Origin of the sequence: Tatumella sp. JGM94 (assembly GCF_018257595.1) — a bacterium.
GTDB lineage: Bacteria > Pseudomonadota > Gammaproteobacteria > Enterobacterales > Enterobacteriaceae > Tatumella > Tatumella punctata.
The window spans coordinates 70,435-95,539 of record NZ_JAERJN010000014.1; the positions used below are offsets into that span (position 1 = coordinate 70,435).

General features: G+C 52.5%; 21 protein-coding genes. 12 read left to right on the forward strand and 9 right to left on the reverse strand.

All coding sequences use genetic code 11. The features are described from left to right. Positions 1-8: 8 nt before the first annotated feature. Positions 9-1,733 carry an acid phosphatase gene (gene acpA / locus JK216_RS11590; RefSeq protein WP_212711655.1) on the forward strand — a complete coding sequence of 575 codons (1,725 nt, stop codon included), beginning with the start codon at positions 9-11 and terminating at the stop codon, positions 1,731-1,733. 77 nt (positions 1,734-1,810) lie between these two features. Here the strand turns inward: acpA and JK216_RS11595 are convergent, their stop codons facing one another. Next, positions 1,811-2,863 (reverse strand): rhodanese-related sulfurtransferase, encoded by a 1,053-nt coding sequence (locus tag JK216_RS11595; RefSeq protein ID WP_212709515.1) that lies wholly within the window; start codon positions 2,861-2,863, stop codon positions 1,811-1,813. A gap of 249 nt (positions 2,864-3,112) precedes the next feature. On the opposite strand from JK216_RS11595, the gene JK216_RS11600 reads away from it, so the two are divergent. Together JK216_RS11600 and JK216_RS11605 are read left to right on the forward strand one after the other, a co-directional pair. Then, complete coding sequence (locus JK216_RS11600) at positions 3,113-4,036, forward strand: Kdo(2)-lipid IV(A) acyltransferase (RefSeq protein ID WP_212711656.1); 924 nt, start codon at positions 3,113-3,115, stop codon at positions 4,034-4,036. 127 nt (positions 4,037-4,163) lie between these two features. Beyond that, positions 4,164-4,559: a MysB family protein gene (locus tag JK216_RS11605; RefSeq protein ID WP_212709517.1), complete on the forward strand. Its 396-nt coding sequence runs from the start codon at positions 4,164-4,166 to the stop codon at positions 4,557-4,559. Between the two features lie 18 nt (positions 4,560-4,577). On the opposite strand, the gene JK216_RS11610 is transcribed toward JK216_RS11605, so the two are convergent. From JK216_RS11610 to JK216_RS11620, 3 genes are all read right to left on the reverse strand, one after another. Then, positions 4,578-4,805, reverse strand: coding sequence for a YceK/YidQ family lipoprotein (locus JK216_RS11610; RefSeq protein WP_212709518.1), 228 nt, complete (start codon positions 4,803-4,805; stop codon positions 4,578-4,580). A gap of 168 nt (positions 4,806-4,973) precedes the next feature. After that, the gene (gene mdoH / locus JK216_RS11615; protein WP_212711657.1) at positions 4,974-7,526 is read right to left on the reverse strand and encodes a glucans biosynthesis glucosyltransferase MdoH; all 2,553 of its coding nucleotides are present in this window, start codon (positions 7,524-7,526) and stop codon (positions 4,974-4,976) included. Beyond that, on the reverse strand, positions 7,519-9,054 hold the full coding sequence (locus JK216_RS11620; protein WP_212709525.1) for a glucan biosynthesis protein G: 1,536 nt from the start codon (positions 9,052-9,054) through the stop codon (positions 7,519-7,521). The genes mdoH and JK216_RS11620 overlap by 8 nt, the downstream gene beginning before the upstream one ends. 257 nt (positions 9,055-9,311) lie before the next feature. On the opposite strand from JK216_RS11620, the gene mdoC reads away from it, so the two are divergent. The 5 genes from mdoC (at position 9,312) to JK216_RS11645 (ending at position 15,993) form a co-directional block, all read left to right on the forward strand. After that, positions 9,312-10,430: a glucans biosynthesis protein MdoC gene (mdoC, locus tag JK216_RS11625; protein WP_212709520.1), complete on the forward strand. Its 1,119-nt coding sequence runs from the start codon at positions 9,312-9,314 to the stop codon at positions 10,428-10,430. A 142-nt stretch (positions 10,431-10,572) separates the two neighbouring features. Beyond that, on the forward strand, positions 10,573-12,081 hold the full coding sequence (locus JK216_RS11630) for a SulP family inorganic anion transporter (RefSeq protein ID WP_212711658.1): 1,509 nt from the start codon (positions 10,573-10,575) through the stop codon (positions 12,079-12,081). 242 nt (positions 12,082-12,323) lie between these two features. Beyond that, a complete protein-coding gene (locus tag JK216_RS11635; protein ID WP_212709522.1) occupies positions 12,324-12,893 on the forward strand; it encodes a sugar dehydrogenase complex small subunit in 570 nt (189 codons plus the stop codon). A 26-nt stretch (positions 12,894-12,919) separates the two neighbouring features. Continuing rightward, complete coding sequence (locus tag JK216_RS11640; protein ID WP_212709526.1) at positions 12,920-14,575, forward strand: GMC family oxidoreductase; 1,656 nt, start codon at positions 12,920-12,922, stop codon at positions 14,573-14,575. Next, a complete protein-coding gene (locus JK216_RS11645; protein ID WP_212709523.1) occupies positions 14,572-15,993 on the forward strand; it encodes a cytochrome c in 1,422 nt (473 codons plus the stop codon). The genes JK216_RS11640 and JK216_RS11645 overlap by 4 nt, the downstream gene beginning before the upstream one ends. A gap of 46 nt (positions 15,994-16,039) precedes the next feature. Here JK216_RS11645 and JK216_RS11650 read toward each other — a convergent pair whose 3' ends face one another. The 3 genes from JK216_RS11650 to JK216_RS11660 form a co-directional block, all read right to left on the reverse strand. After that, positions 16,040-16,738, reverse strand: coding sequence for an NADPH-dependent F420 reductase (locus JK216_RS11650; RefSeq protein WP_343876818.1), 699 nt, complete (start codon positions 16,736-16,738; stop codon positions 16,040-16,042). Positions 16,739-16,765: 27 nt separating this feature from the next. Further along, entirely contained in the window at positions 16,766-17,374 is a 609-nt protein-coding gene (locus JK216_RS11655) for a cupin domain-containing protein (protein ID WP_212710710.1), read from the reverse strand. Between the two features lie 208 nt (positions 17,375-17,582). Then, on the reverse strand, positions 17,583-18,761 hold the full coding sequence (locus JK216_RS11660) for an MFS transporter (RefSeq protein WP_343876820.1): 1,179 nt from the start codon (positions 18,759-18,761) through the stop codon (positions 17,583-17,585). A gap of 125 nt (positions 18,762-18,886) precedes the next feature. On the opposite strand from JK216_RS11660, the gene JK216_RS11665 reads away from it, so the two are divergent. After that, positions 18,887-20,314 (forward strand): MFS transporter, encoded by a 1,428-nt coding sequence (locus JK216_RS11665; protein ID WP_212711659.1) that lies wholly within the window; start codon positions 18,887-18,889, stop codon positions 20,312-20,314. 64 nt (positions 20,315-20,378) lie between these two features. Here JK216_RS11665 and JK216_RS11670 read toward each other — a convergent pair whose 3' ends face one another. Further along, complete coding sequence (locus JK216_RS11670) at positions 20,379-20,981, reverse strand: 2OG-Fe(II) oxygenase (RefSeq protein WP_212706625.1); 603 nt, start codon at positions 20,979-20,981, stop codon at positions 20,379-20,381. A 144-nt stretch (positions 20,982-21,125) separates the two neighbouring features. Beyond that, positions 21,126-22,610 (reverse strand): NCS1 family nucleobase:cation symporter-1, encoded by a 1,485-nt coding sequence (locus JK216_RS11675; protein ID WP_212711660.1) that lies wholly within the window; start codon positions 22,608-22,610, stop codon positions 21,126-21,128. A 140-nt stretch (positions 22,611-22,750) separates the two neighbouring features. Between JK216_RS11675 and JK216_RS11680 the strand changes: the two genes are divergently transcribed. The 3 genes from JK216_RS11680 to JK216_RS11690 all read left to right on the forward strand — a co-directional run bounded on the left by JK216_RS11680 (position 22,751) and on the right by JK216_RS11690 (position 24,928). Next, the gene (locus JK216_RS11680) at positions 22,751-23,455 is read left to right on the forward strand and encodes a GntR family transcriptional regulator (RefSeq protein WP_212711661.1); all 705 of its coding nucleotides are present in this window, start codon (positions 22,751-22,753) and stop codon (positions 23,453-23,455) included. 15 nt (positions 23,456-23,470) lie between these two features. Further along, positions 23,471-24,217 (forward strand): aspartate/glutamate racemase family protein, encoded by a 747-nt coding sequence (locus tag JK216_RS11685; protein ID WP_212710708.1) that lies wholly within the window; start codon positions 23,471-23,473, stop codon positions 24,215-24,217. A gap of 147 nt (positions 24,218-24,364) precedes the next feature. Beyond that, positions 24,365-24,928 (forward strand): thioredoxin, encoded by a 564-nt coding sequence (locus JK216_RS11690; RefSeq protein WP_343876831.1) that lies wholly within the window; start codon positions 24,365-24,367, stop codon positions 24,926-24,928. The last annotated feature ends 177 nt before the right edge of the window (positions 24,929-25,105 follow it).

Below are 25,105 nucleotides of genomic sequence, written 5' to 3' on the forward strand. Positions count from 1 at the left end.
ATGTGCAAATGAAGAAACCAGAAAATGAGAAGAATGACGCTACCGGACAGCAGCCTTCGGCGCAAAATACGCGTCCTGACAACCCGGCCCGCCGTCGCTTCCTCGCCGGAGCCTCGGTTATCGGCCTGAGTTCGGGGATACTGCCGCTGGCAGACGCAAAAACGCCATCTGCTCATCAGCCTGTAGCCTTAAATAAACTGCCTGAGAAACAGCAGGATCAATTGCTGAGAAAGCATGTCCGCAATATTGTTGTTATCTATGCAGAAAACCGCAGCTTTAATAATTTATTTGCCAATTTCCCTGGGGTAAAACATCCCCTTTCCGAACTGCACCCGCAACAGTATCAGCAGCGCGACCGCGATGGCACACTACTGAGCGAGTTTCCCCCGGTCTGGAAAGGACTGGTACCTGACGAACAAACCGTCAACCATACCCGTTACCAGGTCGCAGAAAATGCCCCGTATATGCAGCATCTGCCTAATAAACCCTTCGCGCTGAAGGGGCCCGATGGTGAAGCTCTGCCACAGGGTGTGATCACCCGCGATCTCTGGCATGTGTTCTATCAGAACCAGATGCAGATTAACGGCGGAAAAAACGATAAATTCGTCGCCTGGGCAGATTCAGGTGCCCTGACGATGGGCCATTACGGAGATGGTGCCTATAATATGCGCCTGTGGAATCTGGCCAGCGAATATACTCTCTGTGATAACTTTTTCCAGGGCGCTTTTGGCGGTTCATTCCTTAACCACCAGTATCTGGTCTGCGCCCGCCCGCCGTTTTATCCGGATGTCCACCAGTCACCGGCGAAAGATCAGGTCGCTACCCTGATGAGCGACGACCCGACCGATCCGCGTCTGAAACCAAAAGACAGCTCACCGGCCAGCGCATTACAGGGGATCCCTCAGTTCGGTCCCAGCCAGCTGACCCCCGATGGCTATGCGGTAAATACTATGCTGCCGCCGTACTGGCCATCAGGCAGCCGGGACAAAAATAATCCGGCACTGGCAGATCTTTCTTCACCTAAAACTCTGCCGGCACAGACACACCAGCATATCGGGGACCTGTTGTCGGATAAAGGTATTGACTGGGCCTGGTATTCAGGCGGCTGGCAGTTTGCCGTTGACGGTAAAAAAGACAGTGATACTTTTCCTGCCCGCCCTGATTTCCAGCTGCATCATCAGCCCCTGAACTACTTTGCTGATCTCGGCCCGCAACACCCTGAGCGACGGGCAAAACACCTGCGTGACGGCGGGCTGGGGGATACGGCTGCGACCAATAAATTTCTGGCAGATGTCGATGCCGGAAAATTACCACCGGTCACTTTCTATAAGCCACAGGGTAACCTGAATATGCATGCCGGTTATTCAGATGTAGAATCCGGGGACCGTCATATTGCCCATATTGTTAACCGCCTGCAGCAAAGCCCGCAGTGGGATAATACTGTGGTGGTGATTACTTTCGATGAGAATGGCGGCTGGTGGGATCATGTTGCTCCGCCGAAAGGCGACCGCTGGGGACCGGGCACCCGGATACCCGCACTGGTGGTGTCACCCTTTGCCCTGAAAGGCCATGTGGAACATACCCAGTATGATACCGGTTCAATTCTGCGGTTAATCAGCCGGGTATATGATTTACCGAAATTACCGGGTCTGCAGACCCGCGACAAAGCGCTGGCGAAACAAGGGTCTGCCCCGATGGGTGACTTAACCGAAATACTGCGTTTTCCGGTCTGATATATAAAACAGCCCCTGCTGTCACGGGGCTGTTTCCTGATAACAATATGCCTGATTTTATCCGGCGTTAATTGTTATTATTCCGGTTTAACCGGTTGTGGCAGAGTCATACGTAATACTCCGCGTGATTTATTAAAGATCTTATTACTGGTTTCCCGCCCCGCACGGCGCAAGCGTTGCTCGTCCGGCGATAACTGAGACTCTTCCATGCACATCGGGCTACAGCAGCCATGATATTTTTCCGCGCACTGCGGGCACTGGATAAACAATAAATGGCAGCCATCATTAATGCAATTAACATGACTGTCACAGGGGGTGCCGCACTGATGACAGTGTGCCAGCACATCATCGGAAATACGTTCACCCATCCGTTCATCAAACACGAAGTTTTTACCTTTAAAACGGATAGGCAGCCCCTGCTCCCGGGCGCGGCGGGTATATTCGATGATCCCGCCTTCAATATGGTAAACATTACTGAAGCCGTTATGTCGCATCCAGGCGCTGGCCTTTTCGCAACGGATCCCGCCGGTACAGTACATCACAATTTTTTTATCTTTCTGCTGTTCCAGCATATCGACAGCCATCGGCAGCTGGTCACGGAAAGTATCCGCCGGAATCTCCATCGCGCGATCAAAATGTCCGACTTCGTATTCGTAATGATTACGCATATCGACAAATACCGCATCCGGATCATCCAGCATCTGATTGACCTGGTCGGCTTTCAGATAATCGCCCACATCACTGGCATCAAAACTGTCATCTTCAATTCCATCTGCCACAATACGGTCACGGACTTTCAGGCGTAATACCCAGAAGGATTTACCATCGTCATCCAGCGCAATATTCATACGCAGATGATTAAGGGCCGGATCAAAACTGTACAGTGCCTGTTTCATCTCTTCATAACGGCTGGCCGGTACACTGATCTGGGCATTAATCCCTTCATGTGCCACATAAATACGGCCAAAAACCTGTAATGACGTTAACAGAATATACAGACTGTCACGGAATGCCTGAGGATCAGTGATCTGAAAATATTTATAAAAAGAGACGGTTGTTCGTGGCTCGGTTTCGGCCAGCATCCGCTCTTTCAGCTCTTTATTGGATACAAGGTTATGTAACACTGGCATGGTGTTCGTTCCTGTCATCTATACTCATTATCGGGGGCGCGTATGATAACTGATTTGTTATCATGAAAAAACGGGGACTACCGATTCTTTGGCGAATCATGCTAAATCTTCGCGATACACCGCTGTCCGGTAGCTGCCCCCCCCGTATATTGCGTTTTAGCTTAGCTAAAAAAATGGCACAATAGTCGCCGAATTGTGGGGAAGTGATTCCCCTGTCGTTCCACGGAAACCTGGAAATAATAAAATAATATGACTCAATTGCCTGAATTTAACCGAAGCCTTTTCCATCCGCGTTACTGGCTTACCTGGCTGGGGATTGTTTTTCTGTACCTTCTGGTATTACTGCCCTACCCGGTGCTCTATTTTATAGGGACTAATCTTGGTCGTTTATCCATGCATTTTCTGAAAAGCAGGGTGATCACTGCCAGACGTAATCTGGAACTGTGTTTTCCTGCGATGCCGGCGGCTGATCGCGAAGCACTGCTGGTACATAATTTTGAATCTGTCGGTATGGGCCTGATGGAAACCGGGATGGCCTGGTTCTGGCCGGAATGGCGGGTACGTAAGTGGTTCAGGGTTTCCGGACTGGAACATATTGATACTGCACTGGCCAGTGGCCGTGGCATATTGTTAATCGGGATGCATTTTCTGACGCTGGAACTGGGGGCCCGTATTTTTGGTGTATTTAATCCGGGTATCGGCGTGTATCGTCCGAATGACAATAAACTCCTCGACTGGCTGCAAACCTACGGCCGGATGCGTTCCAATAAAGATATGATTGACCGTAAAGACGTTAAAGGTATGATCCGCGCGCTGAAAAATAATCAGATTATCTGGTACGCGCCGGACCATGACTATGGCCCGCGCGCCAGTGTTTTTGCACCCTTTTTCGCGGTCGGAACAGCAGCAACCACCCGCGGTACCTATATGCTAATGCGCACCAGTCATCCGACCGTCATCCCGTTCGTGCCCCGCCGGTTACCGAATGGCCGTGGTTACGAAATGGTGATTTTACCGGATGCCAGTGACTCCATTCCGCTGACTGATGAAGTGTCAACTGCCACCCGTATGAATCAGATTGTCGAAGAGGCTATCCTGCTGGCTCCGGAACAGTATATGTGGCTACACCGTCGCTTTAAAACTCAGCCGGAAGGTGAACCTTCGCTGTATTAATCTGCCACTGCTGCCCGGCAATACACATTCCGGGCGGCACGCCGTAAATCCTTCACTCCGCCGGTTGCCCCCTGTCTGTTTTGATCTATGCTTTACATTCTTCTCACGGATAATCTGAGGTTATCATATGGATCTTTTTAGCACCCTGTCTGAAGCAATCGATGCCGCACGGGAACAGTTTCTGGCCGATCATCCGGAAGCTGACCACGAGCCGGAAATCAGTCAGTTTGCTTTACAGAAATATGTAATGCAGGACGGTGATATTATGTGGCAGGCGCAATTCTCAGACGACGAAAATCAGGAAACCAGTGAATGTCTGCCATTACTCTATGATGATGCCGCGCAGGCTATCTGGTCAGGAGATTTTGACCCTCAGGAACTGACGCTGGAATGGCAGGACGAAAACACACTGCATGAATGGGATGAAGGCGAATTCCAGCTGACCCCTCCTACAGATACCGAAGAAGGGGAAGCCGCCGCCGAAGAATGGAATGATGACGACAGCGAGGCTGAACGCTGGTAACAAACACTGGCCGGTGAATCAATCGTAAGCTCCGTGTTTTGCATCCACCGGCAGTAACAGTGTGTCAATAATCAGAGACAGTGGCAGGTCGAGTAACGTCAGATAACGCAGCCCCCCGTCACGCATATCCCACTGCACCCCCGGGTAATACTGGTGTCCGTGGCCCTGACCAGGCACTGTACGGCTGATAATACTGCCACAGCCGGTCAGTAACATCATACATCCCGCCAGCATTACGACTCTCATTCTGTGATACCCTTTATCTTTCAGTGCCGCGTAGTCTAGCCTGTTTCCCCCGCGGGTGCCGATAAGGAATTCTCTGTTTTTTGTCGGATTATTGTTAATTCCGCTGCTGCGGGGATAAAAAAACCCCTGAGCCAGTCAGGGGTTTGTAGCCGTCAGAGTAACGCCCGTTCAGTGGCGGGGTAATGCCAGCGGGTTAAGCGGCTGATTCTGATAACTGCTCAGCCACTGGTGATATTTATCACCGGACTGCCAGAGCCGGCTATGCACCCGTGCCAGAACCACCGGATCACTGATGATTTCTAAACGCTGATCCCGGTTAAGTTTTTCCGGTACGTCACTGAGTGCCTGATCCACCCGCCGGTCACGGGCATGCTCCAGTAACTGGCTACGCTTGTGTCTGGAGGTCGCCATTGCGGTGGCCAGCGCGTTGAAAGACGGATTAAACAGCGCATGCATAAAGCCGTTTTCCAGTGCTCTGCCACGGTTCAGCTGCAGGTAAGCATCCGTATCTACCAGCTCTTTCGGTGGCTGATACTCTTCGGGGATCAGAAACAGTCTGGCGCGCTGACTCTTCAGCCCGAGGGTTGCGCGGCTGGAGAAAACGGACACAAACGGCGACAGGATCAGCGAGAAAACGATCGGTGCCAGCCACCACAGGAAGTTGAGGTCCAGATACCCCATTCCCCAGGCCCAGACAATTCCCAGCAGCATCTGCGAGCCATGGCGGGCAAAGGCTTCTTTCCAGGGCGTAGCATCATCATCACGCTGTGGTGAATTCCACACGGCTTTTAACCCGAGGAAGGCACTGACCACAAATACCGTATGGAATAACATCCGTACCGGGGCCAGTAATACCGAGAATAACATTTCCAGCATCAGTGACAGGAATACCCGGACCGGACCACCATAAGGTTTCGAGCCTTTAAACCAGATAAGAATAATACTTAACAGTTTCGGCAGGAAAAGCAGCACCAGCGTGGTGGAGAATAACGCAATCGCCAGTTCCGGTCGCCACTGAGGCCAGACAGGAAACAGCTGTCGCTGTTGCAGAAAATACTGCGGTTCCACCAGCGTGTGTACCACCTGCAACGCTGTCGACAGGGCAAGGAACATAAACCATAAGGGCGCTGACAGGTAAGACATCACCCCTGTCAGAAACACTGCGCGGTGCACCGGGTGCATACCTTTTACCAGGAACAGCCGGAAATTCATCAGGTTACCGTGACACCAGCGGCGGTCACGTTTAAGTTCATCCAGCAGGTTGGGCGGCAATTCTTCATAAGAACCCGGCAGGTCATAGGCAATCCATACTCCCCAGCCGGCGCGGCGCATCAGTGCTGCTTCAACAAAGTCATGAGAAAGAATTGACCCGGCGAAAGACCCCTCCCCCGGCAACGGTGCGAGAGCACAGTGCTCAATAAAAGGTTTCACACGGATAATCGCGTTATGTCCCCAATAGTGAGACTCCCCGAGTTGCCAGAAGTGTAAACCGGCAGTAAACAATGGCCCATAGACCCGGGTCGCAAATTGCTGACAACGGGCATACAGAGTATCCATCCCTGAGGCTTTCGGGGCAGACTGAATGATACCGGCATTAGGATTCGCTTCCATCATCCGTACCAGACCGGTCAGACATTCACCGCTCATCACACTGTCGGCGTCCAGTACCACCATATAACTGTATTCACTGCCCCAGCGGCGGCAGAAATCATCGATGTTACCGCTTTTACGTTTTACACGACGGCGACGACGGCGATAAAAGATCTTACCGGCACCGCCGACATCACGGACCAGCTCCATCCAGGCTTTCTGCTCTGCAACAGCAATATCAGCATCATAGCTGTCACTGAGGATATAAACATCAAAGTGATCACTGTTACCCGTACGTACCACCGACTCCCAGGTGGCGCGCAGACCGGCAAACACCCTTTCCACATCCTCATTACATATTGGCATAATCAGGGCGGTACGGTGTTCAGGATTCAGGGGCTCCTCTCCGGTGGTCGAATAGGAGATACTGTATTTATCCTTACCGATCATTAATTGCAGGAAGCCCATCAGCGCCGTCCAGAATCCGGCAGACACCCAGCAGAACAGAATCGCAAACAGTATCAGAATGCCGGTCTGTAAGACATAAGGTAACAGCTGCAGCACCGTCTGTTGCCAGCTCTGGCTGAGTAATTCCGAAGAATCAATCATCCCCCAGCCCTGGTAAGGTAAAATAGTCTTCATATACCAGGTGGCAATCACTGTCTGAACCATTGTCAGTAACAGCAGAATATAACGGCGAATGGTACCGACAGTACGCCATTTCTCTTCGGCAATACGCTCATCGACACTGGCCTGGTCCTGATGCAGCGGCTTTTTGGCCCTGCCACGCATCGCGCCCCACATGCGGGTCAGCGGGTTTGTTTCCCAGGGTGAGGGATACATACCGGCACGTTTCAGCGGCGGCGTTGCTTTCAGGGTCGTCCGGTCAGCGTCATCTTTACCAAACTGCCGGCCTCCGTCTACGGAGTCCGGCCAGGCCATCCGGATCCTGGCCGACACTGATTTCAGTGCGGCATCATCCTCGCGATCACTGGCGGCGTTGTCATGACCAAGTTGCTGCTGTAAATCCGCAAAATCAGTCTCTGCGGATGGACGCAGCTGTGCCTGCTCCGCCGCAGACAGCGGCAGAGCATCGACATATTTTTCGGGGTTAAAGGTAGATTTATTCATTGGCAGGTAACTGATAGCTCCAGGTTTCCGTCAACGTTTTGTCGCCACTCACTAACGCAGCGCGCATTTCGGTGGTTTTTTTCGGGTCTTTGACTTTCAATCGCAATATCAGACGCCAGCCTTTAGTGACCGGATTATAACGGACACTCTGTTCCACCACGTCACCATTATCCCCGATACTGACTTGCGGAGACACCTGAGTATCCTGTGGCAGTTTACTCATTGCCTGACCGGTAAAATCGACGATAAAGGCGATTGAACCATCCGGCTGACGTACCAGATTGGACTGTCGTACATCTCCCGCGGAACGCAGGGTATCTTTTACCCACGCCACATCCGGCGTGTGCAGCTGAGACTCGTTACCCGTGAAATGTAAACGGTAGTTGAAGTCTGACGCCTTGCCCGTTTCCGGCATTTTTTCCGGTGACCAGAAAGCAACGATATTATCGTTGGTTTCATCATTGGTCGGAATTTCTACCAGTTCAACATGACCTTTACCCCAGTTACCCAGCGGCTCAACCCAGCCACTCGGCCGTAAGTCATAGCGGTCATCCAGGTCCTGATAATGGCTGAAGTCACGGTTACGCTGTAACAGACCAAACCCTTTCGGATTTTCCAGTGAATAGGAACTGACCGCCAGACGCTTCGGATTGTTCAGCGGTCGCCAGATCCATTCACCGTTACCGTTATGGATCGACAGTCCGTCAGAGTCGTGTAATTCATTACGGTAGTTCATGGCCGGTGATGGCTGATTCGCGCCGAACAGGAACATACTGGTCAGCGGGGCAATCCCCAGTTTGCCGACCGTATCACGCAGGTATATTTTAGAACGGACATCAACAGTGGTTTCTTTCCCCGGGTGTAGTACAAAACGGTAAGCACCGGTTGCCCGCGGCGAATCCAGCAGCGCATAGATCACCAGTTGTTTATCCTGCGGTTTCGGTCGCTCGATCCAGAACTCTTTAAAGCGCGGGAACTCTTCACCGGACGGTAACGCGGTATCAATCGCCAGGCCACGCGCTGACAGTCCATAGACTTGTCCGGCACCGACCACACGGAAATAGCTGGCCCCGAGGAAACTGGTTATCTCGTCTTGTTTGTTTTTACTGTTCAGCGGATACAGAACTTTAAACCCGGCAAAACCGAGGTTTTTCACCGAGTCCGCATCGGCCTGAACATTGGAAAAGTTGAAATAATCAGGGCTGTACTTAATCTCACGCACTGAAGAGGCGGTCACTTCGTTCAGTTTCACCGGCAAATCGAAGTACATGCCTTCCGGATAGAATTCGAGCTTAAACGGGGTACGCAATTTACCCCAATAGGTTTTGTCCTGTCTGAACTGAATTTTCTGATAATCCGCAAATTTCATGTCCCGGAACTGGGAAGGCAGATTACTTTTCGGTGCCTCATAACTTTTATCAGCCAGTGATTTTGCCTGTCTGGCCACATCATTCAGATCAAATGCCCAGCTGTTGCTGGCATACATTGCAAGCAGGACCGCAGCACCAACCCAGTGCATTTTCATCAATCCTGATTTTTTACATTCTGTCGTGAGCACATCTCCCCCTTGCGTGCGTGTGCCTGAATAAATCGCGCCCATAGTAATTGATTATTTCTGATTCTGACAGCTACGCCTGCAGATTGTACTGATTATCTTACTACAGGCTTTTTTTTCGGAATCTTTAACGAAACCAGCCAGTGTTAACACTTGTCTGATACAATTATAGTATGACTTTTCCAGCAGTTACTTCCGGAAAGTTCTAATTTATCTTATGAGTGATTTTTATGGTTACCGCAAAACCTGAACGAGAATATTTTCTGGACTCCATCCGTGCCGGGCTAATGTTACTCGGTGTCCCCTTCCATGTATCACTGATCTATTCAAGCCAGAAGTGGACAGTGAACAGCCCGACAGACTCATTGTGGCTGACGTTATTCAACGAGTTTATCCACTCCTTCCGGATGCAGGTTTTCTTTGTTATCTCCGGTTATTTTTCTTATATGCTCTATCTGCGTTACCAGCCGGTACGCTGGCTGAAAGTCAGGATGGAAAGAGTCGGGATCCCTTTTCTGGCCGCGATCCCGTTAATTACCCTGCCGCAGTTTTTTATGCTGAAAGCCTGGTCGGATAAATTTACCGACTGGTCGCAGTACAGCCTCTATCAGCGTTATAACACTCTGGTCTGGGAGCTGATCTCACATTTATGGTTTTTACTGGTATTACTGTTACTGACCGCCTCCGGCATGCTGTTGTTTGCGATGATCAATAAACATAAGCAGCGATTAAGTACCCTGACCATAAACTGGCCGCGTATTTTCCTTGCCCTGTCGGTCTGCGTGATCGGCTGGGGAGTGGTTCGCCGTTTATTACTCTGGCAGGCACCTGCGGTGCTGATGGACGGGTTATTTAATATTGCCGTTATGCAGTCATTATTTTATTTACCCTTTTTCCTGCTGGGCGCCATTGCCTGGATTAACCCGCAGGCCAAAGCCCTGTTTATTCGCCGTCACCCGCCGGTCTGGGCCGGGGCTATTTTGCTGTTTATCGCCTATCACCTTAACCAGCAATACAGTTCCGGGGCTGGCTGGTTATATGAACTGGACGCGTTAATCTCTATGGCCATGGGCCTGTGCATGCTGAATATCTGTTTCAGTTTCGGTTATCGTTTCCTGAATAATCCGTCAGGGAAGGTCAGGTATCTGGTCAATTCCTCTCTGTTTATTTATCTGGTACACCACCCGTTAACCCTGGTATTCGGTCTGTTTGTGATGCCACATATTGCCAGTAACAGCCTCGGTTTTTTTGCCGGTCTGATATTTGTTTTCGGTATCTCTTTCCTGCTCTACGAAATTCATCTGCGTATTCCGTTGCTACGCTTTTTGTTTTCCGGTAAAAAAGCCTGATATTTTCGTGGTCTGCCGTAACGTCGTTCACCAGGCGACACGGCAGCCCCCGGGGTCAGCATCGCGGGGTTTGCACAAACAAACGCCGCCGCCCTGCCATCCCCGGTCATTAATCCCCTTTAGCGTAAGAGTTATCTTCCCCATGAATCAGGAAAATACCCTATCTTCATCCTGCCCTGTGCCGCACCAGTCACCGGGAATAACCACCGTATTCCGTTCTCCGGCTTTGCTTACCCGTGAATGCCTGGCCGGCGTGGTTACCGCACTGGCACTGATTCCGGAAGTGATTTCGTTTTCCGTCGTTTCCGGGGTATCACCGCAGGTCAGCCTGATTGCTTCGGTAGTGATCTGCCTGACCCTGTCACTGATCGGTGGCCGTCCGGCGATGGTCAGTGCCGCTGCGGGTTCTGTGGCACTGGTGATCGGCCCGATGGTGCATCTGCACGGCATCAGCTATATTCTGCCGACGGTGGTTCTGGCGGGGATATTGCAGATTATTTTCGGGCTGACGGGCATGTCACGCATGATGCGTTATATTCCCCGTTCCGTAATGACCGGTTTTGTTAACGCCCTCGGGATCCTGATATTTGTTGCTCAGGTGCCTCATGTGCTTGGACATTCTGCCGTGGTCTGGGGATTTTTTGCCCTGACACTGGTGATTGTGCTGTTACTGCCGCGTCTGTTACCTGCCATCCCTGCTCCGCTGGTCGCGATTGCCGCGGTGACAGCCATCTGCTGGACAATGGGCTATACCGTACCGAATGTCGGTGATGAAGGCGCTATCGGGGGCGGATTACCGGCACTTACCCGGCTGCTGGTACCCCTGAATATGACAACACTGCAGATCATCTGGCCAACGGCGGTCAGTGTGGCACTGGTCGGTATGATAGAAACGCTGCTGACAGCCAAAGTGGTCGATGATCTGACAGATACCACTTCGTCAAAACGCAAAGAAGCAACCGGCTTAGGTATCGCTAATATTATCGCGGGTTTCTGCGGCGGAATGGCCGGCTGTGCCATGATTGGCCAGACAATTGTCAACGTAGAGTTAGGCAAAGCCCGCAGCCGGGTGTCAACACTGGCTGCCGGGCTGGTCCTGCTGTTACTGGTCAGTGTCCTGAGCCGGGTGATGGCGCATATACCGATGGTCGTACTGGCAGCCATTATGATGGTGGTCGCAGTCAAAACCCTTAACTGGCACAGTATTCACCCTGCGACCCTGAGACGCATTCCTTTATCAGAAACCCTGATTATGCTGGCAACAGTGGCTATTACCGTACAAACCGCTAATCTGGCACTGGGCGTGGTCAGCGGTGTTGTGCTGGCGATACTGTGGTTTGCCCGCCGCCTGAGCCATGTGATCCGTGCCGAACGCCGGGTATCAGCCGATGGCCAGTCAGTCTGTTATCAGATTCACGGCCCCCTGTTCTTCGCCAGCAGCAATGACCTGTATGAGCATTTCAGTTATGCCGATGACCCGGCGACGGTAATCATTGACTTGTCTGCCGCCACACTCTGGGATACATCCACGGTGGCAGTACTGGATGCCATCGAACAGCGTTACCGCCGCCATAATGCAACAGTGACCATTGCCGGCCTTGACGGACGCAGCAAAGATCTTCACCAGCGACTGAGTGGTAAGCTGGACTGACCGATCTGACGGCCACGGATGGCCGCTGTTTATCCGGCAGACGTCGCACAGAGCTATCCACGCCATCAGTTCCCTTCCCTCTGTTACCAGACATCACCTTCTCCGCCATATTTTTCACTGGCCGGAAAAGCACAAAAAGTGCTTTTTTTTGCTAACCATGGCAATTAAATTTAACAAATCATTTTCTTTTAATTATATGATGTGACTTCCATCACAAATAGTTTTACAGATGTGGATTTCACATGAAGCAAATTTTTGAGCAAAGTCATACGGATTTACCGGCCAGTGGAACCGGTTCCAGTCGCAGGGGATTTATAAAATCTGCGCTGATATTAACCGCCGGCAGCCTGGCAGCCTCTTTACCGCTGCAGAGTTTTGCCAGCAGCCTGGTTCACGGTGGCGATACCACTCAGGACTTTATCAGTGTTTCGCAGGCGATTACCGAGCATAAACATATTAACCCGCAGCTTGCCACACACTTCCTCAGTGCATTTATCAAACGTGATAATCAGTTCAGCAGCAAAATCACCCGACTGGCACAGCTACGTCAGCCCGGAGATTCCGCCATCGCTTTCAGGCAGAAAGCGATTGACGCAGGACTGGGCGACTTCCTGCAGCAAATCCTGACCGCCTGGTATACGGGGACTATCGGTGATGATTACAAAGGTACCCTGGTTGCCTATAAACAGGCACTGATGTACGACACGGTCAGTGACGGGCTGGTGGTACCCACTTATTGCGGCAATGGTCCCTTATGGTGGACAGCGCCGGTACCGGATCCGCTGGATCCTGAACTGATTAATAACCTGTAAATAACACTTAAAACAGACAGATCATGATGAAAAAACCAGAATTTACTGCGGGTGGTGATGCATCCGCGGATATTGTTATTGTGGGCTCCGGTATCGTTGGCGGACTGATTGCAGACCAGCTGGTCAGCCAGGGATATTCGGTACTGATCCTTGAAGCCGGCTTGCGGATCAGCCGTGCACAGGCAGTAGAAAACTGGCGAAATATGCCGTTTGCTAACCGCGCAGGCTCTGATTTTCAGGGGCTATACCCTCAGTCTCCCCTTGCGCCAGCCCCACTCTATTTCCCGCCAAATAATTATGTCAATGTCACAGGTCCGAGTGCCGGCAGCTTCCAGCAGGGCTACTTACGGACCGTCGGCGGAACCACCTGGCACTGGGCGGCATCCTGCTGGCGTCACCATCCCAGCGATTTTGTGATGAAAAGCAAATACGGTGTCGGTCGTGACTGGCCTGTCTCTTATGATGAAATGGAACCCTGGTACTGTGAGGCTGAGTATGCGATAGGTGTCGCGGGCCCCAGCGACCCGTCTATGCAGTCACCCAGTGAGCGCAGCAGGCCCTACCCGATGGATATGGTGCCTTTTGCCCATGGAGACACTTATTTTGCCAGTGTGGTTAACCCGCACGGTTATAATCTGGTACCGATCCCGCAGGGCCGCAGTACCCGCCCCTGGGAAGGCCGTCCGGTCTGCTGTGGCAATAATAACTGCCAGCCTATTTGCCCGATTGGTGCTATGTATAACGGTATTCATCATGTGGAACGTGCTGAGCAGAAAGGTGCTGTGGTACTGGCCGAATCGGTGGTCTATAAAATTGATACCGATGATAATAACCGTGTCACTGCCGTACACTGGCTGGATAATCAGGGCGCTTCTCACAAAGCGACCGGCAAAGCTTTTGCTCTGGCATGTAACGGCATAGAAACCCCGCGCCTGCTGTTACAGGCCGCCAACCAGGCTAACCCGACCGGAATTGCTAACAGTTCCGATATGGTGGGCCGTAATATGATGGATCACTCAGGTTTTCACTGCAGTTTCCTGACGGAAGAACCTGTCTGGCTGGGGCGTGGTCCGGCCCAGAGCAGCTGTATGGTCGGCCCGCGTGACGGTGAATTCCGCAGTGAATATTCAGCGAACAAAATGATCCTGAATAATATTTCCCGCGTAGTACCGGCAACCAAACAGGCGCTGGCGAAAGGGCTGGTCGGTAAAGCACTGGATGAAGAGATCCGTTATCGTTCTATCCATGGTGTCGATCTTTCCATCAGTCTGGAACCGTTACCAGACCCGGAAAACCGCCTGACCCTGAGTAAAACCCGTAAAGATCCCCACGGACTGGCCTGCCCGGATATTCACTATGATGTCGGCGATTATGTCCGTAAAGGTGCCACCGCTGCCCACGAACAGCTGCAGCATATCGGTTCACTGTTCAACGGCAAAGAGTTCAACATTACTACTGCCCTGAATGCTAACAACCATATTATGGGCGGCACCATTATGGGGAAAAGCCCTAAAGATTCTGTCGTCGATGGAAACTGCCGGACCTTTGATCATGAAAACCTGTGGCTACCGGGTGGCGGCGCGATCCCTTCCGCCAGTGTGGTGAACAGTACCCTGAGTATGGCGGCGCTGGGCCTGAAAGCGGCTCATGATATCTCTCTGCGTATGAAGGAGCTGGCATGAAACGATTTTTCCGCCTGAAGCTGACGTTACTGGCTCTGGTCTGCGGCAGCCTGGGATCCGTGGCTGCCAGGGCGGCAGATATTGATCAGTCTCTGCTAAAACAAGGTGAGCTGGTCGCAACGGCATCTGACTGCCAGGCCTGTCACACCGCCCCCGGCAGTAAAACTGCCTTCAGTGGCGGCTATGCTATCGCCTCACCGATGGGGGCGATTTACTCAACCAATATCACCCCCGACCCGGCCACCGGGATTGGTCACTACACTGAAGCACAGTTTGTTGATGCCGTACGTCATGGTGTCCGGGCCGACGGAGCGCAACTCTACCCGGCGATGCCCTATACTTCGTACCGGATGATGACCGACAGTGATGCTCATGCCCTGTATTATTACTTTATGCATGGCGTTAAACCGGTGGTACAGCAGAATACAGAAACCCGGTTAGCGTTCCCGTTCAATATCCGTTTCAGTATGAAGTTCTGGAACCTGCTGTATGCCGATAATAAAACCCTGCAACCGGATCCGCAGAAAAGTGCCGAGTGGAACCGCGGTAACTATCTGGTTAACGGGCTGGCTCACTGTGACACCTGTCACACGCCACGCGGTTTTATGATGAATGAAAAAACGGATCAGCCACTGGCCGGGGCTCCGCTTGGCAGCTGGTACGCGCCGAATATTACTTCCGATAAGATCAGCGGGATTGGTGGCTGGAGCAATGATGAAATCATCAGCTACCTGAAAACCGGCCGGGCCGAAGGTAAAAACCAGGCTGCTGGCGGTATGGCTGAAGCCGTTGAGCACAGCCTGCAATACCTGCCGGACAGTGATCTGCAGGCGATTGCTGTCTATCTGAAACAGACCACGCCAATCCGCACCGCGGGGGAAACCAAAGCCGCGTACAGCTATGGCTCCTCATCGGTCAATGTGGATGATGAGGTCCGTGGGATGGCCGCAAATAATGCCCGTGACTCTCTGACTTCCGGTGCAGCCTTGTTCAGCGGTAACTGTGCCAGTTGTCACCAGCCAGACGGTGCCGGCAGCAAGAATCAGGCCTACCCTTCCCTGTTCCATAACACCGCGACCGGCATGATCCATCCGCAAAACCTGATTGCGACCATTCTGTTCGGTGTGCAACGCAATACCAAAGATCATCAGGTGCTGATGCCCGGCTTCAGTTCCCCCACTTATGTGGATAACCTGACCGATCAGCAAATCGCGGATATCAGTAACTATGTTCTGCATAATTACGGTAATCCTGAGGTCACCGTGCAGGCAGGTGATGTGGCCTGGGTCCGTAAGGGCGGTCATCCGCCGGCTCTGGTCGCTCTGCAGCCGTACATGATCCCCGCCATCAGTGTTGCGGTCATTATTGTGATACTGTTGCTGGTTGCCTTCCGCCTGCGGCGCAGTCGCCGCCGTTAGACGAACGGGTTAAAGGGGGCGACTGCCCCCTTTTTTGCCCGCAGGGTTAGCGGGATAATTGCTGACGGAGTTGCTGACCGGTCAGACTGTTCAGGAATAATTCACTGCCCGGCTGAAACAGACGCGCTTTATCCAGTCCGCCAGCCACCACCGGATCAAAACCGGCATTTTTTACCAGTTCAGAGACTTCATTCAGGGCCTGCTGATCGTTACCCGCCAGCGGAATGGCCAGTAACTCCCCTGACCGGTGCGCCTGTGAACTCAGAGTGTAAGCAGCAACCGAATTAAATCCGCGTACCAGACGGGCACCGGGGAAAAGCCCTGCACTGTATTCCCCTGCTCCCTGTTTCAGGGCCTGTTGCGCAATATTACCATCGCGGCCGGGGTAAGGATTGGTGACATCCAGGACAACTTTACCTTTCAGTTGCGGGCCGATAACCTTCGCCAGAGACGGCAATGCGCCATAAGGCACGGCCAGCACGACAATACTGGCTTTTTCAGCGGCCTGCTCAGGAGTGGCGGCACTGGCATGGGCACCAAGGGCACTGACCTGGCTTTGTAACTGGTCCGGATGCCGCGATGATAAAATCACCGGATATCCGGCTTTGCTCCACAGAGTTGCCAGAGTTCCGCCCATCTGACCGGCACCGATAATACCGACAACCGGTAAGCTACTGGCGTGGGCGGTTAGCATACTGCCAGCCAGCAATATAGCGCTGCAAAATAACTGCTTAATTCCTGTCACGGAATCCTCCTTAGTTATACAAATAAATCAGGCGAGCGGATCCCACAGGGTCATCAGGGGCTGAGGCTGACCACTGACCGGGTCCTGATGCGGGTAAGGCAGCGAGGCAATACGCTGCTGCATCCCGGCGGTCGGGGCAGAACGACAGATATCCCAGTGCTGATCGGGCGGGTAGGCACCCACCACCAGAAAATCGTCACTGCTGCCGGTGTTACAGTGTCCGGTGCCTGCCGGCAGTAACACCACATCCCCGGCATTAACCGTCACCGTCTTTCCTCCCGGGCCGCCCAGCATCAGCCGGGCTTCACCACCGACAACCCCCAGGACTTCATGGGCAGTACTGTGGTAATGGTGGAAGTCGAATACCCCGGCCACCCACTGGGGTGGCCAGCCGTTATGTTGAAAAGCCTGTTCAGAGTGCTGCGTAACCGCGCCGGATAGCGGCAATACCTGCCGGTAGAGCAGGACAGGAAGGTGCGGATTATTCGGTACCCAGCCATTGGCTGATAATCTGAAATGTTCCGGAGTGAGCCGGGAGGGAGATTCACCACGTGCAGCGGCGGCAAACAAAAGTGGTGTGCTAAGCGCGATCTGCGTCATCACACGTAAAAAGTCCCGGCGGGAATCGACTGACATATTTCCCCCTTGAGCAATAGTTAACAAAACTGCAGATTTCTACCCTGAGAATAAGCGGCAGCAAACAGATATCGTCTGCCCGGTAACTGCGTCGTACGGCTATTAAAGGTATAAAAGCCCCGCGGCTTTTTGTAAAGTCCGCGGGGCTTTCAGAATACTGCAGGTAACAGAGAAAAGGTGACAGAATATGTCTGAAACCTCAGATGACTTAGCGCACGGAGGTCTGCGCTTTACTGGTCACTAAAGCACTCAGCCAGGCTAACAGTCCGACAATCCCTAAAGCACCACCCACCCAGGCAGTGGCTGTCCAGCCCATACCGGCATTGATCACCACTCCGCCGAAGAACGCCCCTAATGCATTAGCAATATTTAATGCTGAGTGATTCATAGCCGCCGCCAGCGTCTGGGCCTTACCCGCGACATCCATCAGCCGGATTTGCAGACAAGGGATCAGTAGCGAAGTTGTCCCCACCAGGAAAGTTGCTACCACACCACCGCTCACAAATTTAGCCAGCAGCGGGAACAGAGCCATCACCACCAGGTTCCATAACAGAGCCACCGTGATCCCCCTCCTGACACTCCAGTCAGATAACCGTCCGCCGGCCATCATGCCGACAATCATTCCCAGCCCGAAAGCGGCCATCACCCAGGGGATTGCCCATTCGGCCAGCCCGGCAACCTGCATCAGAGTCGGAGTAATATAACTGAACACCGCAAACATACCGCCAAACCCGGCAGCACCGGTCAGCAGTACCAGCAAAACCTGCGGGGTTTTCAGTGCCGTCAGTTCCTGTAGCGGATGAGCTGACGGATCCCCAGGCTGATAAGGCACATAACGGATCACCAGCAGCAGTGATACCAGTGCACAGAGCCCGACAAACAGGAAGGCATAGTGCCAGTTAAGATGGTGCCCTACCCAGGCGGCCAGCGGTACTCCCAGCAGCGTGGCAATGGTCAGACCTGTCATCATCCGGCCAATCGCTTTACCCCGCTGTTCCGGTGCAACCAGCGAGGCTGATACCAGCGAGGCAATACCAAAATACGCCCCGTGAGGTAACCCGCTGATAAAACGCGCCACGACAAAGCTCATATATCCCGGGGTCAATGCACTGGCAATATTACCGGCGGCAAACAACCCCATCAGAAAAATAAGCAGATGCTGGCGGGACGCCCGTGCTCCCAGTACTGCAATTAACGGTGCTCCGAATACCACCCCTAATGCATATGCGGTGATCGCATTACCGGTACTGGTGACTGAATGTCCGAGCCCGTGCGCGACATCCGGTAATAAGCCCATAATCACAAACTCACCGGTGCCGATACCGAAGCCGCCCAGCCCCATCGCCAGCAGGGCCATCCCGATATTTATGGTCTTCTTTTGCTGCACAAAAACTCCAATACAATTAATTAATATTTACTAAACATATTTACATACATTCATGAGATGCATCCCTTCCGGGCATTGGATATCATGATCGCTCCTTATGTTCTCATGCCCGGTAAGCAACAGTCATGTGCGTATTGATAAATAAAACAAATAAGTCTGTTTCAGGTGTTGCTCTGCTGGTGGCGGGCGCTTTTTTTATGGAGTTCCTCGACGGTACGGTGATTGCAACCGCACTGCCACAGATGGCACACACCTTTGCCACAGATGTTGTCCGGCTGAATCTGGGGATCAGTGCCTATTTACTGACCCTGGCGGTCCTGATCCCGGTCAGTGGCTGGATAGCCGATCGCTACGGTGCAAAGAATGTATTTTCTCTGGCACTGGTCATCTTCACCCTGTCCTCGGTGTTATGTGGCCTCAGCGAAAATCTGACGATGTTTGTGGCAATGCGTATTCTGCAGGGGGCCGGTGGCGCATTAATGGTGCCGGTCGGCAGGCTGGCAGTATTAAAAAACACCCCGCCGGAGCAGTTGATCACCGCCATTGCGACATTAACCTGGCCTGCGCTGGTCGCTCCGATTATCGGCCCGCCATTGGGAGGGTTTATTACCACCTGGTTTGACTGGCGCTGGATTTTTTTTCTGAATCTGCCGCTGGGGATAATAGCGTTTATGCTGTCCCGACGACTGATGAAAAACAGCAGTGACACCGGACAACGGCCCTTTGATATAACCGGTTTTATCCTGTCTGCGTTGTCAATGATCGGTGTGGTATGCAGTATGGAAATGGTATCGTCGGATATCCCTCTGCCCCTGACACTGGGATTGTCGGTGATCAGTCTGGCCGGACTCCGGATCACCTGGTGGCATATGAAGCGGGTGCCCTGTCCGATGATCCGCATGGATGCTTTATCAATCCCGACCTTCCGCGCCACCCTGATCGGCGGATTCCTGTTTCGCTCGGCTATTTCCGCGATTCCGTTCCTGCTGCCTCTGATGTTTCAGACCGGCTTTCATATGGATGCTTTTCATTCGGGATTGCTGGTACTGGCGGTCTTTGCCGGAAATCTTGCTATCAAACCCGCGACAACGCGGATTCTGCGGACCTTTGGTTTTAAAACTGTCCTGACCGTGAATGGTCTGCTTAATGTCGTGGCGATGGTCGCCTGTGCATTTTTTACTCCGCAGACAGCTCACTGGCTGATTATGCTGGTGCTGTTTATCGGCGGTATGTTCCGTTCTTTGCAGTTTACCGCGATTAATACCTTAGTGTTTTGTGATGTACCTAAAGCGCAAATGAGCCATGCCAACGCACTGTTCAGCGCATCTTCCCAGCTCTCCATGGGCGCAGGCATTACTTTCTGCGCACTCAGTATCTACCTGGCCGGGCGCCTGGGTCAGACATCACAGTGGCTTCACGGGTTACCGGCGGTCAGTTTCCGGCTGTCATTTATTGCCCTCGGGGTGTTATGCCTGATTGCAATGGCAGATATTTTACTGCTGGAGAAAAATGCCGGCAGTCAGGTGACGGCAGGCAAAAAAGCGTCCTCCTGAGTACCGGCAGGCAGCACCGGACTTTTACTGTCGGCAACATCGTCCCCCGCCGGGGAATGGCTGGTTAGCTGTAGTAGTAATCCTGACCGCCATTACGGATAAACCAGCCAGTCAGTGCCATACGTTCTTTGCGGGTCGGCTTAACTTCATGCAGGATCTGCTCCGACAGGAAGCATAAAACACTGCCGGCAACTGGCTGGATCAGCCGCTCCCCTTCCGGTAAATGGAGACAGAGTTCCCCGCCATCCTGCGGATGCCAGTTCTGGTTGATATAAACAATAAACGTGACCGCCCGGCGTTTATCATTGGCAAAACAGTCATAGTGGGGTTTGTAATAAGCCCCCGCAGGATAGCGGGAGAAATGCCCTTCAAAATCCTGCAACCCAAGAAAAAACTCACGGTTAAGTAGCTGCCGGGTTTGCTCCACCAGCGTCAGATAGCGGCTAATGGCCGGGTCTGTTTCAGACTTTTCTATCCAGCTGATGCTGTCAGAACGGATCGATTCATTAATAATGTTCTTCACGCCACGGCCGATTCCTGCCTGCAGGAAGGTACGGCTATGACATAAGTCGGCTAAACCCGAAATAAGCGCGGGATCCAGTACATTTTGCTGGTAAAACCAGCCCTGGTCGCAAAGTTGTTTTACTAACCCGTTAGAATCAAGCATATCGCTCCTGCGATGGTAATGCTGAACAGACCGCCGAGTATAGCCGAGAGGTTGCACAGCAACCACAGGATTTCGCGGGGGAAATGAGGCCCCGCGCACGAAGAGCTTATCCCCCCTGTCTGTCCGCCAGTGCGAACAGGATTATCAGATATCTTTAGTGACGCCGGCTGAAATATCTGTTGCTGACTGAGCCCTGACTCCGGCCCCGCTCACCCGGTAATAGATTCCGGCAGCCAGGGCAACGCCGATAAACCAGCTGAAACTGGCGACCGAATGTAAAGACGGAATAAAGCTGAGCAGCAGGCAGAGCATCACTGCCGGCAGCAGGGACAAAATCGCTTTCAGATTAAAGCCCTGCCGATACCAGTAAGCGCCTTGCGGTGAATCATTAAATAACTGGTCGGTGTTTATCTGGCTGCGATTTACCAGATAGAAATCACACAACAGAATACCGAACAACGGGCCGATAAAAGAACCGAGTACGTCGAGGGTATAATGAATCAACTCCGGTGACTGGAACAAATTCCACGGCGTAAGAATGACAGATCCTACGGCAGCAATCATCCCGCCCATCCGGAAACTGATTTTCTGCGGTGCACAGTTAGAGAAATCAAAAGCCGGTGAAACAAAGTTCGCCACGATATTAATCCCTATCGTAGCAATAATCATTGTCAGTAAAGCCACTGCCATTGCCACGCCGCTACCAACCTGAGAGACGGTTTCGATAGGATCGGTAATCATTCTGCCGAACAATGAATGGGTTCCGGAAACGATAACCACCGTAATTACCGAAAACAGTAAAAAGTTAAACGGTAAGCCCCAGCGATTACCGCGCCGGATATCCTGCATGCTGGCAGCGTAGCGGGAAAAATCACCAAAGTTCAGCAACGGACCGGAAAAGTAGGAAACGACCAGCGCAACCGCCGAAATCATCTGCCATCCCTGCTGAGCAAAAGATAACGGCTTTTCTGCCAGGGTCAGAGATATACCGGCGAAGCCGGTCTGCGAAATAATCCATATGGCTAATGCCAGCATCACGATATAGACCGCCGGGCCGGCAATATCAATAAAGCGTTTAATGGCATTCATTCCATGCCAGAAGACCAGAGCCTGTAATACCCACATAATCGCGAAGCATACCCAGCCAAGAGCCGAAAGGCCGAGGAAACGGGGGACCGTCATCGGTCCCAGCGCGGGCCAGAATTTCAGTAACACCAGCAGTAATGCATTTGATGCCAGCCATGTCTGGATACCATACCAGGCGAATGCGATCAGGCCACGGATCACTGCCGGTATATTTGCCCCGAACACACCGAAGGCCTGACGACAGACAACCGCATAGGGCACCCCGCTGAGCTGGCTGGGTTTAGCGACCAGGTTGGCGAAAAACTGGACAATGCAAATTCCTGCCAGCAGACACAGCAGCACCTGCCACCCTGCCAGCCCGAGGGCAAAGAAACTGGCGGCAACCACGTAGCCACCCATACTGTGTACGTCTGACATCCAGAAAGAAAAAATATTGTACCAGTTCCAGTGTTGCTTTCTGACCGGCGCTAAGTCGTCATTGGTCAGCCTCGGGCTGTAACCTGGTTTGACGAGCCCGGCGTTCTGTGGTTCATTTTTTGGCATAGTTGCAGACCCTTTAGCTATTCTGAAGTAATAATCACACGCTCTGATACCTTGCAGGATCCAGACCAGCTTTCATTTTTTTGTATACAAAAAACAAAAAATTGGTATACCTAATAAAGAACATTATCTGGGAGAACCGCATGTTAACCGCCACCCCTTACCGTGACAGTCGCGAAGGGCAGGAAAAAGAAGACCACATCCGGGAAGCTTTAATAAAAGCGATGGTGGAACACCAGCTACCGCCGGGCAGTAAACTTCCGGAGGAAGCACTGGCCGATGCGTTCGGTATCAGCCGGACCGGCATCAGGAAAGTGCTGACCCGCCTCGCCACGGTGCAAATGGTGAATATGACGCCCGGCCGTGGTGCATTTGTCGCTAACCCGACAGCCGGCGAATCATTACAGATTTTCCGGACGCGGACCCTGATTGAACTGGCAAATTTGCCGGATGTGGCACAACGCCTGCAGCCACAGGATTATCAGGAGCTGGCAGAGGTCCTGCAGCTCGAACACCAGGCGCACCATCAGCGGGATGCGGCTGCGGCAATCCGCCATTCAGCCATGTTCCATATTCGTTTACATGCGGTCGCCGGTAACCCGGTAATAAGCGAAATCGTTACTAATCTGACATTACGATCTTCACTGGTGATTGCCGCCTGGGGAAGCCAGTGGCAACAGGGGTGCCGGGATTCAGAACATCAGCAGTTACTGGATGCCGTCAGGGACCGGGATCTGCCGGTTCTCAGTGCCCTGATGCAGGCGCATTTTGACAATATCGTCCAGAGCCTGGATTTTAACGGGGCTAAAAAGCCCCTGCCCGATTTTCGAAAACTGTTTGCTGAATAATATTCCGGAGTCTTTATGGGTCAGTATTGTATACAATTAATTAATCCTAACACCTGCCAGTCGATGACCGAAAATATGGCCTCCGCTGCACGCTCGGTCGCTGCTCCTGACACCCGTATTCTGGCTGTCAGTCCGGATTCAGGGGTCAATTCCATTGAAGGGCATTTTGATGAAGCTATTGCGGCGGTCGGGGTACTGCAACAAGTGAACGCAGGACTGCGCCAGCGGGTCGACGGGCACATTATTGCCTGTTTCGGCGATCCGGGGCTGCTGGCGGCCAGGGAACTGGCCAGCGGCCCGGTGATAGGTATTGCTGAAGCGGCAATGCATCTGGCGACAATGGTCGCCACCCGTTTCACTATTGTTACCACCCTGCCACGTACAGTGGTTATCGCCCGCCACCTGTTACAGCAGTATGGCTTTAGTGGGCATTGCGCGGCAATCCGTACTATCGACCTGCCGGTACTGGCTCTGGAACAGGACAGCCCGCTGCCGGGGGAGAAAATACGTCAGCAGTGTATTGAGGCGATGAAATATGATAACAGCGGGGCGATTGTGCTGGGCTGTGGCGGGATGGCCGGGCTGGCCAGTGAACTTACCCGTGAACTGGGGATCCCGGTTATTGATGGTGTGACTGCGGCAGTGAAAATGCTGGAGTCACTGTTGTCTCTCGGCCTTACCACCAGCAAACACGGTGACCTGGCTTATCCGGTACCGAAACCGGTGACCGGTATTTTTTCTCAGTTAAATCCCGCAGGCTAATCATCCGGTCGGCTGCCCCGGGCGTCACCGGCAGGAGTTGCGCCCGGCGGTATCGCCCTTTATTCTGACATCATCACTCCTGTACTGATAAATACCCTGCATACAGAACTCAGGGTATTTGTTGGTCTGCAATGACTAATGAGGATTATCATGGCTGTAACACCTGTTTCTGAAAAAGCACTGACCCTGGGCCATGGCCCGGCGTTACTGGCGATTTTTCTCGAACCGACCTGCCCTTTTTCGGTCCGGGCATTGAATAAACTCGACGGGTTGCTCAGCCTGATGGGCGAAGATCAACTGACTATCAAAATTTATCTGCAGTCTCAGCCATGGCATATGTTTTCCGGGGTGATTGTCCGCGCTATCCTCGCCGCCGCTACCCTGCCACAGGGCAACAGTGCCGCCCTGAAAGTCCTGAAAGCGGTCGGTGATCATCGTGAAGAGTTCGAGTTTACCGACCACTGCAGCGGGCCGAATATGGATGCCACACCACGGCAGATTATCGAACGTATTGAGAAATACAGTGGTGTTGATATCTGGCTGCCGTTTGAAAAGCCGGAACTGCAACAGCTGATCAAATGGCATTGCAAATATTCCCGTCAGAACGGGATTCATGTATCTCCGACCTTTATGATTAATGGCCTGATCCAGCCGGATATGGGTAGTGGTGAAGATATCAGTCAGTGGGCAGAACGGATCCGCAACGCCTGATTAACTGACGGCAGATCGCCAGCCGCTCTGCCGTTCCTTTACTGCTCTCCTGACAGCCAGACTCCGAAATAAATTTTATTACTTTGATGTAAATCACACTTTTGTGTTCCTTCACAAAGGCGTAAGATGAGGCTCATCACCCAATTCCTGTGTGGAAATGTCCCTGATGCACCGTTA